At 72.1% G+C, this 14,353-nt stretch carries 16 protein-coding genes; 6 read left to right on the top strand and 10 right to left on the bottom strand.

The window, feature by feature from the left end; genetic code table 11:
- Positions 1-534 precede the first annotated feature (534 nt).
- Positions 535-888 (top strand): nitroreductase/quinone reductase family protein, encoded by a 354-nt coding sequence (locus tag GA0070216_RS30790; RefSeq protein WP_091253428.1) that lies wholly within the window; start codon positions 535-537, stop codon positions 886-888.
- A gap of 201 nt (positions 889-1,089) precedes the next feature.
- On the opposite strand, the gene GA0070216_RS30785 is transcribed toward GA0070216_RS30790, so the two are convergent.
- The 3 genes from GA0070216_RS30785 to GA0070216_RS30775 are packed head-to-tail and all read right to left on the bottom strand — an operon-like array spanning position 1,090 to position 3,079.
- Positions 1,090-2,034, bottom strand: coding sequence for an NAD-dependent epimerase/dehydratase family protein (locus tag GA0070216_RS30785; RefSeq protein WP_091253427.1), 945 nt, complete (start codon positions 2,032-2,034; stop codon positions 1,090-1,092).
- A gap of 56 nt (positions 2,035-2,090) precedes the next feature.
- Positions 2,091-2,282 carry a DUF397 domain-containing protein gene (locus GA0070216_RS30780; RefSeq protein WP_091253425.1) on the bottom strand — a complete coding sequence of 64 codons (192 nt, stop codon included), beginning with the start codon at positions 2,280-2,282 and terminating at the stop codon, positions 2,091-2,093.
- Positions 2,273-3,079: a helix-turn-helix domain-containing protein gene (locus GA0070216_RS30775; protein ID WP_091253423.1), complete on the bottom strand. Its 807-nt coding sequence runs from the start codon at positions 3,077-3,079 to the stop codon at positions 2,273-2,275. The genes GA0070216_RS30780 and GA0070216_RS30775 overlap by 10 nt, the downstream gene beginning before the upstream one ends.
- 416 nt (positions 3,080-3,495) lie before the next feature.
- Here GA0070216_RS30775 and GA0070216_RS30770 point away from each other — a divergent pair, with 416 nt between their 5' ends.
- From GA0070216_RS30770 to GA0070216_RS30760, 3 genes are all read left to right on the top strand, one after another.
- Positions 3,496-3,801 (top strand): hypothetical protein, encoded by a 306-nt coding sequence (locus GA0070216_RS30770; RefSeq protein ID WP_091253421.1) that lies wholly within the window; start codon positions 3,496-3,498, stop codon positions 3,799-3,801.
- On the top strand, positions 3,798-4,052 hold the full coding sequence (locus GA0070216_RS30765) for a hypothetical protein (protein ID WP_091253419.1): 255 nt from the start codon (positions 3,798-3,800) through the stop codon (positions 4,050-4,052). Before GA0070216_RS30770 ends, GA0070216_RS30765 begins: the two co-directional genes overlap by 4 nt.
- A 68-nt stretch (positions 4,053-4,120) precedes the next feature.
- Complete coding sequence (locus GA0070216_RS30760; RefSeq protein WP_091253417.1) at positions 4,121-5,953, top strand: NHL domain-containing thioredoxin family protein; 1,833 nt, start codon at positions 4,121-4,123, stop codon at positions 5,951-5,953.
- Positions 5,954-6,070: 117 nt separating this feature from the next.
- Here GA0070216_RS30760 and GA0070216_RS30755 read toward each other — a convergent pair whose 3' ends face one another.
- Genes GA0070216_RS30755 through GA0070216_RS30745 form a run of 3 tightly spaced genes read right to left on the bottom strand, consistent with a single transcriptional unit; the run spans position 6,071 to position 8,391 of the window.
- Positions 6,071-6,820 (bottom strand): LamB/YcsF family protein, encoded by a 750-nt coding sequence (locus tag GA0070216_RS30755; RefSeq protein WP_091253415.1) that lies wholly within the window; start codon positions 6,818-6,820, stop codon positions 6,071-6,073.
- A complete protein-coding gene (locus tag GA0070216_RS30750; protein ID WP_091253413.1) occupies positions 6,804-7,748 on the bottom strand; it encodes a 5-oxoprolinase subunit C family protein in 945 nt (314 codons plus the stop codon). Before GA0070216_RS30750 ends, GA0070216_RS30755 begins: the two co-directional genes overlap by 17 nt.
- A 31-nt stretch (positions 7,749-7,779) precedes the next feature.
- On the bottom strand, positions 7,780-8,391 hold the full coding sequence (locus tag GA0070216_RS30745; RefSeq protein WP_091253411.1) for a 5-oxoprolinase subunit B family protein: 612 nt from the start codon (positions 8,389-8,391) through the stop codon (positions 7,780-7,782).
- A 107-nt stretch (positions 8,392-8,498) separates the two neighbouring features.
- Between GA0070216_RS30745 and trhA the strand changes: the two genes are divergently transcribed.
- Complete coding sequence (gene trhA, locus GA0070216_RS30740) at positions 8,499-9,176, top strand: PAQR family membrane homeostasis protein TrhA (protein ID WP_091253409.1); 678 nt, start codon at positions 8,499-8,501, stop codon at positions 9,174-9,176.
- 217 nt (positions 9,177-9,393) lie between these two features.
- Here the strand turns inward: trhA and GA0070216_RS30735 are convergent, their stop codons facing one another.
- Entirely contained in the window at positions 9,394-9,684 is a 291-nt protein-coding gene (locus GA0070216_RS30735) for a DUF6458 family protein (protein WP_091253407.1), read from the bottom strand.
- 124 nt (positions 9,685-9,808) lie between these two features.
- On the opposite strand from GA0070216_RS30735, the gene GA0070216_RS30730 reads away from it, so the two are divergent.
- A complete protein-coding gene (locus tag GA0070216_RS30730; RefSeq protein WP_091253405.1) occupies positions 9,809-10,366 on the top strand; it encodes a SixA phosphatase family protein in 558 nt (185 codons plus the stop codon).
- Positions 10,367-10,596: 230 nt separating this feature from the next.
- Here GA0070216_RS30730 and GA0070216_RS30720 read toward each other — a convergent pair whose 3' ends face one another.
- The 3 genes from GA0070216_RS30720 to GA0070216_RS30710 all read right to left on the bottom strand — a co-directional run bounded on the left by GA0070216_RS30720 (position 10,597) and on the right by GA0070216_RS30710 (position 14,294).
- Complete coding sequence (locus GA0070216_RS30720; protein ID WP_091253403.1) at positions 10,597-10,866, bottom strand: DUF6458 family protein; 270 nt, start codon at positions 10,864-10,866, stop codon at positions 10,597-10,599.
- Positions 10,867-11,194: 328 nt separating this feature from the next.
- The gene (locus GA0070216_RS30715; protein WP_091253401.1) at positions 11,195-13,051 is read right to left on the bottom strand and encodes an acyl-CoA dehydrogenase; all 1,857 of its coding nucleotides are present in this window, start codon (positions 13,049-13,051) and stop codon (positions 11,195-11,197) included.
- 115 nt (positions 13,052-13,166) lie between these two features.
- A complete protein-coding gene (locus GA0070216_RS30710; RefSeq protein WP_091253399.1) occupies positions 13,167-14,294 on the bottom strand; it encodes a PP2C family protein-serine/threonine phosphatase in 1,128 nt (375 codons plus the stop codon).
- Positions 14,295-14,353: the final 59 nt, after the last annotated feature.

Here is a 14,353-nt window from a genome sequence, read left to right as displayed (position 1 = left end):
AACACGGCGACGGGCGTGACCGGCTACGTGGCCGACACCTGGGTCAACACCACCTACGACGTCAAGACGATGGTCGGTCGCTGCTGACCGTCCCGTTCGGGGCCGCGCGGGCAGGGTCGAACCCTCCCGCGCGGCTCCGTCGTGACCGCCACCCCCCGTCCTGCCCGCCACCCCCCGTCCTGCCCGCCGTCCCCCGTCCTGCCCGCCGTCCCCCGTCCTGCCCGCCGTCCCCCGTCCTGCCCGCCGTCCCCCGTCCTGCCCGCCGTCCCCCGTCGTGGCGGTGGCGACCCACCGCCCTTCCGGGCGCGGCGGCGACCCTCACCTCGCCCCTCCGGGCGCGGCGGCGGCGACCCACACCATGTCCGGAGAGCGGTATACCTGACAGGCATAAACATGACTGACAGGCATACCGGTGTACGCCGGCATCACTCCCCGGCCCCGCGGCGGCCGGCAATCGCGGCTCTCGCTCACGTTCCCGGGACCGGTCGGTGTTACGGTCGGCGTAGAGCTTTCCTATCGACGACGGAGGTCCGAATGGGTCATCGAGGATCGTTCCCCTCGGGACTCGCGCGGACGTTCAACACCCGGGTCATGGCGCTGCGGTCGTCGCCACGCTGGGGGCGGTTCCTCCGGCGGCACCTGACCGTGATCACCTACACCGGTCGCCGTTCCGGGCGGACGTTCAGCACGCCGGTCTCGTACCGACAGACTGGCGATGCGGTGGTCATCCGGGTCGCGATGCCCGACGCCAAGCAGTGGTGGCGGAACTTCCTGGGCGCGGGCGGCCCGATCTCCCTGAACCTCGACGGGGTCGACCGGGCCGGGCACGCGGTGGCCCGCCGGGACGACCGGGGCCGGGTCACCGTCACCGTCGACCTGACCCGCTGACGACGGCGACCGCCGTCCGGGAGCCGGTCGGCTAAGCAACTATCCCTTGTGGTCGATCTACCTACCCTTGGGCAGCACAACAGGCCGTACGGGCGCTGTGTCATGCCAGGCCCACCCGGAACCTGCGCAGGCTGATGGTGTCGCTGTTTCAGATGGAGACCGTGGCCCCGTCGGCCGGCAACCCGTCAACGTCCGTCGGAGTCAGCCGAGGCGCTGCCAGGCCGCCCAGCCGTCGATGATCATCTGGGCCAGGTCGGAGCGGGTCGGCTGCCAGCCCAGCAGCGTGCGCGCCCGGCTGATCTCCCCCACCAGGTGCGACGGCTCCGGCTTCGGCGGCAGCTGCCGCACCGTCACCGACCGACCGGTGACCTGTTCGGCGGCGGCGATCACCTCGGCCATGCTCGTCCCGACGCCAGAGGCCAGGTTGACCGCGTGATGGGTGCCGGGTGCGCAGGCGGCGAGGGCGAGCCGGATGCCGGCGGCCACGTCGGCGACGTGGACGAAGTCGCGTACCGCCGAGCCGTCGCCGTTGAGGTTGACATGGTCGAGTTGGCCGGTCATCGCCCGGAAGACGTTCGGGATGATCCGCGCCGGGTCGGTGTCGGCGATCCCGTCGACCGCCCCGGCGACGTTGAACGGGCGGACGGTGATCGCTCCGACGGCACCGGTCGCGGCGTACCCGGCCACCATCTGCTCCGCCGCGACCTTCGACGCGCCGTACGGGCTCTCCGGGTGCACGTCCAGGTCTTCCGACAGCGTGCCGCTGCGCTGTGACCCGTACACGATGTTGGTGGAGGCGAGCACGAAGGACGCCGGGACCGACCGGCCGCGTATCGAATCCAGCGCCATCAGCAGGTGGAGCGTGCCGGCGGCGTTGACGTCGAAGTAGGCCAGCGGGTCGGCAAGGGAGTCGCGTCCGCTGGTGAGCGCGGCCAGGTGCACGACACCGTCGTACGACCCGGTCCGGACGACCGCCGCGATCCCGGCACGGTCGCGGACGTCGCCGATCACCAGGTCGGCCCCCGGTGCCGGCTTGCGGTCGGTACGCCCCCGGCTCAGCACGGTGACCCGATGGCCGGCGGCGAGCAGGTCGAGGGTGACGGCATGACCGAGGAACCCCAGCCCACCGGTGACCAGTACGTGCACGTCAGCCCCTTCCCCGGCCGCGCTCAATCACACCGAGCACTACGGCACTGGAACGATCAGATCCGCTCGGGGAGTCGGCCGACGAATGCTCGCCAGGCCGCCGGGGCGAAGACGAGAGCAGGGCCCTCCGGGTCCTTGCTGTCTCGTACGCCGACCGTGTCGATCAGATTCCCGGCAACCTCAACGCATGCGCCGCCATTGGTGGACGAGCGGGAAGACTTTCGCCACTTGGCACCGGTCAGATCCATGTCTTTGCTACTTCCGTGAGAAGGTCCAGGGTCGGACGCAGCGGCAGGGTTTCGCCTTGGATAGCGTCCCACGACACGCCAAGGCTAGCAATCAAGTCAGCTTGCCCAATGACTTGCGCCGCCAGTTGATTGTCGACGTAGCCGGTCCGGGAGCCATCCGGAAGATCAGCGAGAATAAATGCCCCGGCCAGGCCCGAGTACATGCCAGCCGACATCGGGACGATGCGCAACCGAATATGAGGTTGCTCAGCACAGGCCACGAGGTGCTCAAGCTGCTCGGCCATGACGGCAGGCCCACCGCACGCTCGCCGGAGGACGACCTCGTCCAGGACGACGAAGAGTTGGGGCGCGGGATCACGGTCCAGGACAGCTTGCCGTTCGAGCCGGGCCGCAACTCGCCGGTCAAGCTCCGAGGTCGGCACCCGAGCTGCCTGGAAGGTGGCGCGGGCATACCCCTCTGTCTGTAGGAGGCCAGGCACGAAGGCGTGCTCGTACCAGCGAAGCGCGGTTGCCTCGCGCTCGATCTCGATCCATTCGCGCAGCCACACGGGAGCGGCATCGCTCTTGACAAGCTCGTCCCACAGGGTCGTGAAGTAGCCCTCTATACCCAGTGCCTCGTCCACCGACGCCAGGTAGGGCAGAGTCGGCGGCTTCACCCCGGTCTCGATCGCGCTCACCTGAGAATCCGAGCAGAAAATCCGCTCGCCGAGCTGCGTCTGCGTGAGCCCGGCCGCCGCCCGGCGTCGACGCAATTCACGAAGAAGGTACTCCGACGGAGAGATTCCCACGGCTTCCACGCCCTTCCACGGCGATCCTCTGCATTCCTCGCCAGCTCGTAACGACTCGCTGCGCTCCGCAATCACTTGGTCACTATTCCGGAGCCAGGGGGCGGAAGTCCAGGGTGGAAGAAGGAACGGCGTGATCGGTGGAGGAGAGGCTCGGCGATTGCGTTCGTGGTCGGGCTGCCCCGAAAAGCAGCACCGGGGCAGCCCGACGCCACCTCGACACAAGGGAGCCCCATGCCGAAGGACGGCAAGCCGAAGCCCGCTCCACAGCCCCAGCCAAGCCCACCCCCACCGCCACCACCGCCCGCGCCGCCGATCGTCCCCGGTCCAATCGGGCCGTTCATCACGCCCTACCGAGGACCGGGCCGCATGACGAACGTCGTCATGCCGGATCGCTGGACGGAGAGCCGGAACCGGGGGCCGGGGCGATGAAAGAACCGAGGCTGAGAGGCGGCGACCTGATCCACCTGACCCGCGAGGCCAGCCCGCAGTTCGTCCGGCCGATCACGGTACGGGTGATCCGCGAGCTGCCCGACCGCCACACGTACGACGGCTGGACCTGGATCGAGGCGTACGAGCTGGGGCCGGACGGCCTGGCCCGACGGCGACGCGAGCTGTACGTCCGCCGCGCCGGGGTGCGTTGGCTCCCATCCCCGGCCCCGGCAGCGGCCCGGCCGCCCGCACCACGGGCAGCGAGGACGTCGACAGCTCGCGGCTCGGCGGTGTCGGCGTGACGCCGCTCGACGGGCTCGCCCACCGACCCCTGCGCCCGATCTGGCTGTGCCGCCTCGACGCGAACCCGTGGCCGTGCGGGGAGGCGAAGCTCGTCCTGCTCGCCGCGTTCGCCGACGACCGACCGGGCCTGCTGGCCCTGCTGTCGACGCTGCAACGGGAGGCGGAAGACCACCTCACCCAGCTCGACAGCGGCCGGTCCAACAACCTCGCCGACCGTTTCCTGTCCTGGGCTCGACCACCCGACCGCTGAGTGTCGCTCACGACTCTCCGGTCGCCCTTCGCGCGGCCCGCCGGCCGGCGGTGCGGCACGATGGGGACATGAGCGCACGGGTACGGGCACCAGAGCTGCGGGGTCGGGGCTGGTTGAACACCGGTGGGCGGGAGCTGAGGCTCGCCGACCTGCGGGGAAAGATCATTCTGCTCGACTTCTGGACCTTCTGCTGCATCAACTGCCTGCACGTCATCGACGAGTTGCGCCCGCTGGAGGAGAAGTACGCCGACGTGCTCGTCGTCGTCGGGGTGCACTCGCCGAAGTTCGCGCACGAGAAAGACCCGGCCGCGTTGGCCGCCGCCGTCGAGCGGTACGGCGTGCACCACCCGGTGCTCGACGACCCCGAGCTGGACATGTGGCAGCAGTACGCGGCGAAGGCGTGGCCCACCCTGGCGGTGGTCGACCCGGAGGGTTACGTGGTCGCCACGATGGCCGGCGAGGGACACGCCGAGGGGCTGGTCCGGCTGCTCGACGACCTGATCGCCACCCACGAGGCCAAGGGCACCCTGCACCGGGGCGACGGGCCGTACGTGCCGCCGGCGGAACCGGAGACGGCGCTGCGCTTCCCCGGCAAGGCCGTGCTGCGCGCCGGCGGAAACCTGCTGGTCTCCGACTCGGCCCGGCACAGCCTGGTCGAGTTGGCCCCGGACGGCGAGACGCTGATCCGGCGGATCGGCTCCGGTGAGCGGGGTCGGGTCGACGGGCCGGCCGGGTCGGCGGGCTTCGCCGAGCCGCAGGGGCTCTGCCTGCTGCCCGCGCACGCCGCCGAGGTCGCCGGCTACGACCTGCTGGTCGCCGACACCGTCAACCACCTGCTGCGCGGGGTACGCCTGGACACCGGCGAGGTGACTACGGTCGCCGGCACCGGCCGGCAGTGGCGCTCCACGGTCGACGACCACGCCCACGACGCGCTCTCCGTCGACCTCTCCTCCCCCTGGGACCTGGCCTGGTACGACGACAAGGTCATCGTGGCGATGGCCGGCATCCACCAGCTCTGGTGGTTCGACCCGATCAAGCGGACCGCCGGCATGTACGCGGGCACCACCGTCGAGGCGCTGCGCGACGGCCCGCTGGCCGAGGCGTGGCTGGCCCAGCCGTCCGGCCTGTCCGTCTCGGCCGACGGCACGCGGCTCTGGGTGGCCGACAGCGAGACCAGCGCCATCCGCTTCGTGCAGGACGGCGTCCTCGGCACCGCCGTCGGGCAGGGGCTGTTCGACTTCGGGCACGTGGACGGGCCGGCCGACCGGGCGTTGCTCCAGCATCCGCTGGGGGTGTGTGCGCTGCCCGACGGTTCGGTGCTGATCGCCGACACCTACAACGGCGCGGTACGCCGCTTCGACCCGGCGACCGGCCAGGTCGCCACGGTCGCCGACGGGCTGGCCGAGCCGAGCGACCTGGTGCTCACCGCCGACGGTGCGGTGCTGGTGGTGGAGTCCGCCGCACACCGGTTGACCCGGCTCGCTCCGGGCGCGTTGACCGCCGCCGGGGCGAACACCGTGGACGGTCCCCGGCACCGGCTGGAACGGCAGCCCACCGAGGTCGCCGCCGGTGAGCTGACCCTCGACGTGATCTTCACGCCGGCCCCCGGGCAGAAGCTGGACGAGACGTACGGTCCGTCGACCCGGCTGGTCGTCTCGGCCTCGCCGCCGGAGCTGCTGGTCGAGGGGGCGGGCACCGGCACCGAGCTGTCCCGACGGCTGGTGATCGACCCGGCCGTACCGCAGGGGGTGCTCCAGGTGACCGCCCAGGCCGCCACCTGCGACGCCGACGTCGAACACGCCGCCTGCCACCTGACCCGGCAGGACTGGGGCGTCCCGGTGCGGGTCGTCGACGGCGGCGCTACCCGGGTCCCGCTGGTGCTGCGCGGCCTGGACGCCTGAGCGCCCACCACCGCAGCGGCAGACCGCGACCGGCAACGGCCCGGCGGCCGGGTACGGCCCTGACCGACCCACCCGCCGGGCCACCGGGCCGTCGCACCAGCAGGCGAACGGGGACGGTCAGGCGAACGGGGTCGGGGTGACCCCGGCGTCGATCAGCGCGGCCCGCACCAGGGCTGCCGAGGCGACCGCGCCGGGGCTGTCCCCGTGCAGGCAGATCGAGGCGACCGGGCACGGCACCACGGTCCCGTCGACCGCCACCACCGTCCGCTCGGTGGCCATCCGCACCGCCCGGACGGCCACCTCCTCCGGGTCGGTGACCAGCGCGTCCGGCGCGGTACGCGGCACCAGAGCCCCGTTGGGCAGGTAACCCCGGTCGGCGAAGCCCTCGGCGACCACCCGCAGGCCCGCGCCGACGGCGAGCTGGGCGAGGGTGGAGCCGGGGGCACACAGGATCGGCAGCTCGTGGTCGTACCCGCTGACGGCGGCGACCAGTGCGGCGGCCTGCACCTCGTCGGTGGCCGCCGCGTGGTAGAGCGCGCCGTGCGGCTTGAGGTAGCGGACCCGGGTGCGGTGCGGCCGGCAGAACGCGTCGAGCGCCCCCAGCTGGTAGGTCACCTCGTCGCGCAGCTCGTCGAAGCCGTACGCGATGTGCCGGCGGCCGAAGCCGGCCAGGTCCCGGTAGCCGACCTGCGCGCCGACCGTGACGCCGCGTTCGGCAGCGGCGGCGCAGACCCGCCGCATGGTCGACGGGTCGCCGCCGTGGAAGCCGCAGGCCACGTTGGCGGAGGTGACCAGGTCGAGCAGCGCCTCGTCGTCGCCGAGCCGCCAGATGCCGAATCCCTCGCCGAGGTCAGCGTTGAGGTCCATGGAATCTCACCGTAGTCCCCGGCCGGGCCTGCGCGAGCCCGGTCACGTCGTCCACCACCCCGATCACCGGGTAGCCGCCGGTGGTCGGATGGTCGGCCAGGAAGATCAACGGCTGGCCGTCGGCGGGCACCTGCACCGCGCCGAGCACCACGCCCTCACTCGGCAGCTCACCGGCCACCGCCCGGGACAGCGCCGCGCCGACCAGTCGCGCACCGACCCGGTCACTCACCGGACTCACCGTGTACGCCGTGCCGAGCAGCAACTCCCGCGCCTCAGCGGTGAACCAGTCGGCGCGCGGGCCGGGGCGCAGGATCAGCCACAACTCCTCCGGCACCGGCCGACCGACCGTGAAGTCCACCGGGGCGGGCGGCCCGGTCGCCCCGCCGAGCGGGAGCCGGTCGCCGTCGCGTACCGGGGGTGGGCCGAGGCCGGAGAGGGTGTCGGTGGACCGGCTGCCGAGCACCGGCGCGACGGCGATCCCCCCGTCGACCGCGAGCCAGTTGCGCAGCCCGTGCCGGGGCGACCCGATCCGCAGCACCGCCCCCGCCGGGACCGCCAGCGGCCGGCCCACGTCGCCGGGACGGTCGTCCACCCGGACGTCGACGTCGGCCCCGGTCACCGCCACCGTGCCGGCCCGGGTCAACCGCAGCTCACACCCGCCGAGGGTCAGCTCCAGACCGGCGGCGTCCGCCGGGTTGCCGACCAGCCGGTTCGCCAGCGCCAGCGCCGCCGGATCGAGCGCCCCCGACCGGGGTACGCCCAGGTGCGCCCACCCCGGCCGCCCCAGATCCTGCACGGTGGTACGCGGTCCCGCCCGGCGCACCTCGATCGCGCCCCCGGTCGGCCCGGATGACGGCTCCGCCCGGCCCACACCGGTCCCGTCCCTGGTCGGCCCGGATGACGGCTCCGCCCGACGCTTCGCGGTCATACCGCCCCCGGCCGGGACGGGTGGCCGCCGGTCATCCGGTCACCAGCCGGACCCGGGTGCCGGGGGTGAGGATGGCCGGTGGGTCGGCGGACACGTCGAAGAGGGTGAGCGTGGTCCGCCCCACCAGCAGCCAGCCACCTGGCGAGGCGGTCGGATAGATCCCCGCGTACGGCCCGGCCAGGGCCACCGAGCCGGCCGGTACCCGGGGGCGCGGGGTGGGCAGCCGGGGCACCGCGTACTGCGGGGGCAGCCCGGTCAGGTAGCCGAAGCCGGGGGCGAAGCCGCAGAACGCCACCCGGAACTCGGTCTCCCGTAGGCGTTGCACCACCTGGGGCACGGTCAGTCGCCAGTACGCGGCGACCAGGGGCAGGTCTTCGCCGTCGTACACGGTGGGGACCTCGACGGTGGCGGCGGTGGCCGTGGTGGTGACCGGGTCGGGGGTCCAGCCGGCGATCCGGGCGGCCGTGGCCTCGGGGTCGGGGACCCCGTCGAGCAGGACGGTGCCGGCCGCCGGGACGATCTCGGCGGCGCTCAGCTCACCGGCCGCGCGGCGTCGCCACAGCTCGGCCCGCCACTGTTCCACCTGGCCGGGGTCGTCACAGTCCAGCAGGAGGGCGTGCCGGCCCACGGGTCGGATGCGCATCCCGCCATACTCCCCCATCGATGCGCCGTCCAGGGTCGGTAGACTCCACCGGCGTGGTGACGGGTCGCACTACCTACAAGTAACCTACGGTGCCGTAACCTGATTCTGTGACCACCTCCGCACCGCTTCGACTCAAGCCGGTCGACATCGGTAAGCCCCGGATGCGCGGCTGGCTGCACACCTACGCGTTCTTCGTCGCGCTCGTCTGCGGCACCGTGCTCTGCGCCGTCGCGGCCACCCGCCCCGGCTGGGCCCCCCTGGTGAGCTGCCTGATCTACAGCGTGACCGTCTGCGGCCTCTTCGGCACCAGCGCCCTCTACCACCGGCGGGTGTGGTCGGAGCGCGGCTACCAGATCATGCGCCGGATGGACCACTCGATGATCTTCGTGTTCATCGCCGGCACGTACACCCCGCTCTGCGTGCTCCTGCTCGACCGGCGGATGGCCACCCTGATGCTCGGCCTGGTCTGGGGCGGGGCGCTGGCCGGCGTGGCCGTCAAGCTGATCTGGCCGCACGCCCCGCGCTGGGTCTCCGCCCCGCTCTACCTGGCCCTCGGCTGGGTGTCGGTGGCGATCCTCCCGCAGATCCTGCGCCAGGGCGGGGTCACCGTGCTGGTGCTGCTCGCCGCCGGTGGCGCGATCTACAGCGTCGGCGCGGTCTTCTATGCGCTGCGTCGGCCGAACCCGTGGCCCACCGTCTTCGGCCACCACGAGTTCTTCCACGCCTGCACCCTGATCGCCGCCCTCTGTCACCACATCGCGATCTACTTCGCTGTCTTCGCCTGATCACCCGCCCCGTGGCCGGGATGGTCGCGCCACCCCGCCGCCGGCCGCCCCGGCCCGGGGCTCGAACCGGCCCGGGGCTCGAACCGGCCCGGGGCTCGAACCGGCCCGGGGCTCGAACCGGGCAAGGTCTCGACCCGGCCGAGAGGGAACAGACCGGGGAACAGTTCAGGGGCCCCGCGCCGTTGCGGGGCCCCTGAGATCATGTGGTGCGGTGCGGTCAGACCGGGTAACCCGGGCCGCGCGCCTCGCGGTACTCCTCGCGCACCACCCGGTCGCCCTGCACCGGCACGACCCGGTCGGCGACGACCTGGTCCTGGCGCACCGCGGTGGTGACCACGGCCCGGCGACGGCTGTTCCAGAAGAAGAGGGTGGTCAGCAACCCGACGAGGCCGGCGAGCATCAGCACCCAGCCCACCACGTCGAGGTTGAGCCATCCCAGGTCGGCGTCGATGGCGAACGTGAAGATCGCACCCACCGCGATGAGGAAGATGCTGGCACCGATGCCCATGACGTCGCCTCCTTGGCTGTCAACTGGCGTTACCCACCCGCCACGGCCATCGAGGGCATCGATGAGCGAGTGGCCCCATCGACATACCCAGGCGACACACGCGTCAATCAGGCAAGCTGGGGGAATGACGGACGGCGAGGCCGAGACACGGACACTGGTGCTGCTCCGACACGCCAAGGCCGAACAACCCGGAAACGGCCCCGACGTCGAGCGGCGGCTGACCGCACGGGGGCACGCGGACGCCGCCGCCGCCGGGGCGTGGCTGGCCCGGCAGGCGCTGCTCCCCGACGTGGTGCTCTGCTCGGCGGCCCGCCGGACCAGGCAGACCTGGCACGACGTGGCGCTCGGCATGACCGGGGTCCCGCCGGAGGGTGGCCCGGCGGGGACGGCCCCGGTGGTGCGCTACGCCGCCGCCGCGTACGAGGCACACCCGGACGACCTGCTCGACCTGGTGCGCATGGTCGAGCCGGAGGCCCACACGGTCCTGCTCGTCGCCCACAATCCGGGCATCTCGCTGCTCTCGGCGCTCCTCGACCCGGAACTGGCCGACCGGGAGGGGCTGCGTACCACCGATCTCGCGGTGCACCGCACGACGCGTGCGGTGCACCGCACGACGACCTCGTGGGCGGACCTGACCCCGGGCGACAGCCCGATCATCGCCCGGCACACCGCCCGCGGCTGATCCTTCCGGCCACCGGCGGGCCCGCCCATTAGCGGGCCGGAAGCCAGCCGGCCTTGGACGACCGGCGGGTCCGGCCAACCGGCGGGCCTCGACGACCGCGGTGGGCCCGGCCAACCGGCGGGCGTAGACGACCGGGCGGGCGTAGACGACCGGGCGGGCGTAGACGACCGGGCGGGCGTAGACGACCGGGCGGGCGTAGACGACCGGGCGGGCGTAGACGACCGGGCGGGTCAGGACGGGGGCGCGGTGGGCGGCGGCGGGTCGGGCGGCGGCGGCATCATCGCGGTCGGGTGCGAGAGCCGGTTCTCCTCCACGATGAGCGTGCGCGCCCGCTTGCGCCGGTCCTGCCAGAACCAGAGCGTGGTGAGCAGCACGGCCAGGCCGGCCAGGATGAACACCCAGCCGACCGCGCGCAGATTGATCCACCAGACGTCGGCCCGGATGGCGAACGTCATGATCGCGCCGAGCGCGATGAGAAAAATGCCGCTACCAATGCCCATGTGCGCTGCACTCCCCCGTGCGATGGCCGTTGGGCGTGCCCTGACGTGGTCCGCGCGGGTTACCCGCCCAGCGGCCCACCTACCGGGATCGGACCCGGCAAATCCCGCGCCGCCGACCTCTTCTGCCGGCACCGGACCGGCACGATCACCTCAACGGGGCCGACAGTGCGGCACTCGGCGCACATGATCAGCACAAGGGGGCCGATAGTGCGCTATCCAGACGTCCGGATACCGCATTATCGGCCCCCTTGCGAATCACCCAGCGAACCTGGCACCCGGAGCCGCCGGCCTTGCCGGGCTGGTCAGGTCAGGTCGGGGGCGGTCGGGGTCAGAAGGCCTCCTCCGGGAGGTCCATGATGTCCAGGTCGGCACCCTCGATGATCCGCCGGTCGGCGCCGATGCGGGGCAGCACCTCGCGGGCGAAGAACCGGGCGGCGGCCACCTTGCCGGTGTAGAACGCCCGGTCGGCGGTGGAGACCTCGCCGGCCAGTGCCTTCAGCGCCACGTCGGCCTGCTTCTGGAGCAGCCAGCCGACGACCAGGTCGCCGAGGGCGAGCAGGAAGCGACGGCTACTCAGGCCGACCTTGTAAAGGCTGCGGGTGTCGCCGGCCTGGGCCTCACCGAGCCAGCCGGTCAGCACGCCGAGGATGTGCTGGATCTCGGCGAGCGCCCGGCCGAGCGCCTGCCGCTCCTCCTTGAGCTGCCCGTTGCCGGCCTCGGTGCTGATGAACTCCTGGACCTCACCGGCGACCGTCATGAGCGCCTTGCCGTTGTCCCGGACGATCTTCCGGAAGATCAGGTCGAGGCTCTGGATCGCGGTGGTGCCCTCGTACAGAGTGTCGATCTTGGCGTCCCGGACGTACTGCTCCAGCGGGTAGTCCTGCAGGAAGCCGGAGCCGCCGTACGTCTGGAGCGCCTCGTGGCCGAGCAGCTCGTACGCCCGCTCCGAGCCGACGCCCTTGACCAGCGGCAGGAGCAGGTCGTTGACCCGCTTGGCCAGCTTGGTGGCCGGTTCGTCGCCGGCCGCCTCGGCGATCGCGATCTTGTCCTGCCAGGTGGAGGTGTAGCAGACCAGCGCCCGCAGTCCCTCGGCGTACGACTTCTGCATCAGCAGCGAGCGGCGCACGTCCGGGTGGTGGGTGATGGTGACCCGGGGCGCGGCCTTGTCGGCCTGCTGGATCAGGTCGGCGCCCTGCACCCGGTTCTTCGCGTACTCCAGGGCGTTGAGGTAGCCGGTGGAGAGGGTGGCGATCGCCTTCGTGCCGACCATCATCCGGGCGTACTCGATGATCATGAACATCTGCCGGATGCCGTCGTGCTTCTCGCCCAGCAGCCAGCCCTTGGCCGGTACGCCGTGCTCGCCGAAGGTCAGCTCGCAGGTGTTGGAGACCTTGATGCCCATCTTGTGCTCGACGTTGGTGGCGTAGACGCCGTTGCGCTCGCCCAGGTCGCCGGTCTCGGCGTCGAAGTGGAACTTCGGCACGACGAAGAGGGACAGCCCCTTGGTGCCCGGGCCGCCGACGCCCTCGACACCGACCGGACGGGCCAGCACGTAGTGGACGATGTTGTCGCTGAGGTCGTGCTCGCCGGAGGTGATGAAGCGCTTCACGCCCTCGACGTGCCAGGAGCCGTCCGGCTGCGGGACCGCGCGGGCCCGGCCGGCACCGACGTCCGAGCCGGCGTCCGGCTCGGTGAGCACCATGGTGGAGGCCCACTGCCGGTCGATGAATAGCTTGGCCCACTTCTTCTGCTCGTCGGTGCCCTCGACCTGCAACACGTGCGCGAAGGAGGGGCCGGAGGCGTACATCCAGACCGGCGCGTTGGCGCCGAGCACCAGCTCGGCGAGCGACCACCAGAGGGCGCGCGGGGCGCTGCTGCCGCCGAGGGACTCGGGGAGGTCCAGCCGCCAGAACTCGGAGTCCATGAACGCCTGGTACGACTTCTTGAACGACTCCGGCAGCGGCGCGGTGTGCGTCGCGGGGTCGAAGACCGGCGGGTTGCGGTCGCTGTCCTGGTAGCTGGCCGCGAGGTCCTCACGGGCCAGGCGGTCGACCTCGGAGAGGAAGCTGCGGGCGGTGTCGACGTCCAGGTCCGTGTACGGCTCCTGGCCGAACGTCCGGTCCGCCCCGAAGACCTCGAACAGGTTGAACTCAAGGTCCCGAAGGTTGCTCTTGTAGTGGGTCATGTTCGCTGGCCCCGCTTCCGGACAGGTGTTACCGATCAGTAACCCCCACTGTATTACTCACCGGTAGGCAGCGACAACCCGCGCGCCGGAGTGACGGCGATTACACACCTGCGCTTCAGCTCTCCGCCGCGCCGACCTCCCACGAGGGCACCGCCACCGTCACCCCGCTGCGCGGGCCGGTGTACTCCATCAGGACCAGGGCGATGTCGTCGTCGAGCCGACCGTGCACCCACTCGACCAGCGCGGTCTCCAGGGAGGCCAGACCGTCCCCGACCGTGCCGTGACCGAGCAACCGCCAGGCCCGGTCGGCGGTCGGGAAGAACTCGCCGTCCCGCCGCGCCTCACCGAGCCCGTCGGTGAAGAGCAGTAGCCGGTCGCCCGGTTCCAACCGCTCGACCCGGGGCCGGACCACCGGCATGAAACCCAGCGGCGGCGCGGGGGCGGGCGGCTCCAGCGGGATCACCGCACCCCGGCGCAGCAGCAGCGGTGCCGGATGGCCGCAGTTGACGATGGTCAGCGTCCCGCCGCGCTCCTCGACCACGGCGGCGGTGACGAAGTCCTCGTCACCCACGTTGCGGGCCACCGCCCGGTCCAGGTCGGCCACCACCGCCCGCAGGTCGGGCCGTTCGTAGGCGACGTGCCGGTAGGAGCCGAGCACGATGCTGGCGAGCCGGACCGCGTCCAGCCCTTTGCCGCGCACGTCCCCGATGATCATTCGGACGCCGTACGGGGTGTCGATCGCCTCGTACAGGTCTCCGCCGATCTCGGCGGTGGCCGTGGGAGAGATGTACCGGGCCGCCACCGCCAGGGTGCCGACCTGCGGGCCGAGCGGACGCAGCACAGCCTGCTGGGCCACCGAGGCCAGTTTGGACAGCTCGCCGATCCGCTCGACCTGACCCTGCCGGACCGCCGCCACGCTGGCCGCCACCAAGGTGGCGAAGGCGATGCCGACGAGGGCGACGGGCGTGGTCAGCTTCATCTCCGAATCGGCCACCGCGAACCCGGCCCCGACCAGCAGCGCGAGGAAGCCCACCCCGGTCACCGCCCGCCAGGAGGCGAACCCGGCGGCCAGGATCGGCGCCACCGTCATCAGCGCGACGTAGTGGACGCCCCGGCCGTCGGCCGACTCGATCGCCGAAACGATCGCGAGCAGCCCGACGGCCGCGCCGACGCCGGCGCGGGACCCGGGACTCAGTGGGCCACGGCCCAACTGGAAGGCATGTTTACGTACGTGGGACAGCATGCCTGATGGAACCGGGCCGGAGAATGAACCTAGCCCCACGATTGAGGATGTTCTGCCCG

Origin of the sequence: Micromonospora matsumotoense, assembly GCF_900091525.1 — a bacterium.
GTDB lineage: Bacteria > Actinomycetota > Actinomycetes > Mycobacteriales > Micromonosporaceae > Micromonospora > Micromonospora matsumotoensis.
Note: the sequence above shows the minus strand (reverse complement) of the source record. Positions and strands in the feature narration are given on the sequence as shown.

Coding starts and splice junctions, on each gene's coding strand:
- GA0070216_RS30790 (WP_091253428.1), top strand. CDS start 535: ATGGGTCATCGAGGATCGTTCCCCTCGGGACTCGCGCGGACGTTCAAC.
- GA0070216_RS30780 (WP_091253425.1), bottom strand. CDS start 2,282: ATGGATCTGACCGGTGCCAAGTGGCGAAAGTCTTCCCGCTCGTCCACC.
- GA0070216_RS30770 (WP_091253421.1), top strand. CDS start 3,496: ATGAAAGAACCGAGGCTGAGAGGCGGCGACCTGATCCACCTGACCCGC.
- GA0070216_RS30760 (WP_091253417.1), top strand. CDS start 4,121: ATGAGCGCACGGGTACGGGCACCAGAGCTGCGGGGTCGGGGCTGGTTG.
- GA0070216_RS30755 (WP_091253415.1), bottom strand. CDS start 6,820: ATGGACCTCAACGCTGACCTCGGCGAGGGATTCGGCATCTGGCGGCTC.
- GA0070216_RS30750 (WP_091253413.1), bottom strand. CDS start 7,748: ATGACCGCGAAGCGTCGGGCGGAGCCGTCATCCGGGCCGACCAGGGAC.
- GA0070216_RS30745 (WP_091253411.1), bottom strand. CDS start 8,391: ATGCGCATCCGACCCGTGGGCCGGCACGCCCTCCTGCTGGACTGTGAC.
- GA0070216_RS30735 (WP_091253407.1), bottom strand. CDS start 9,684: ATGGGCATCGGTGCCAGCATCTTCCTCATCGCGGTGGGTGCGATCTTC.
- GA0070216_RS30730 (WP_091253405.1), top strand. CDS start 9,809: ATGACGGACGGCGAGGCCGAGACACGGACACTGGTGCTGCTCCGACAC.
- GA0070216_RS30720 (WP_091253403.1), bottom strand. CDS start 10,866: ATGGGCATTGGTAGCGGCATTTTTCTCATCGCGCTCGGCGCGATCATG.
- GA0070216_RS30715 (WP_091253401.1), bottom strand. CDS start 13,051: ATGACCCACTACAAGAGCAACCTTCGGGACCTTGAGTTCAACCTGTTC.
- GA0070216_RS30710 (WP_091253399.1), bottom strand. CDS start 14,294: ATGCTGTCCCACGTACGTAAACATGCCTTCCAGTTGGGCCGTGGCCCA.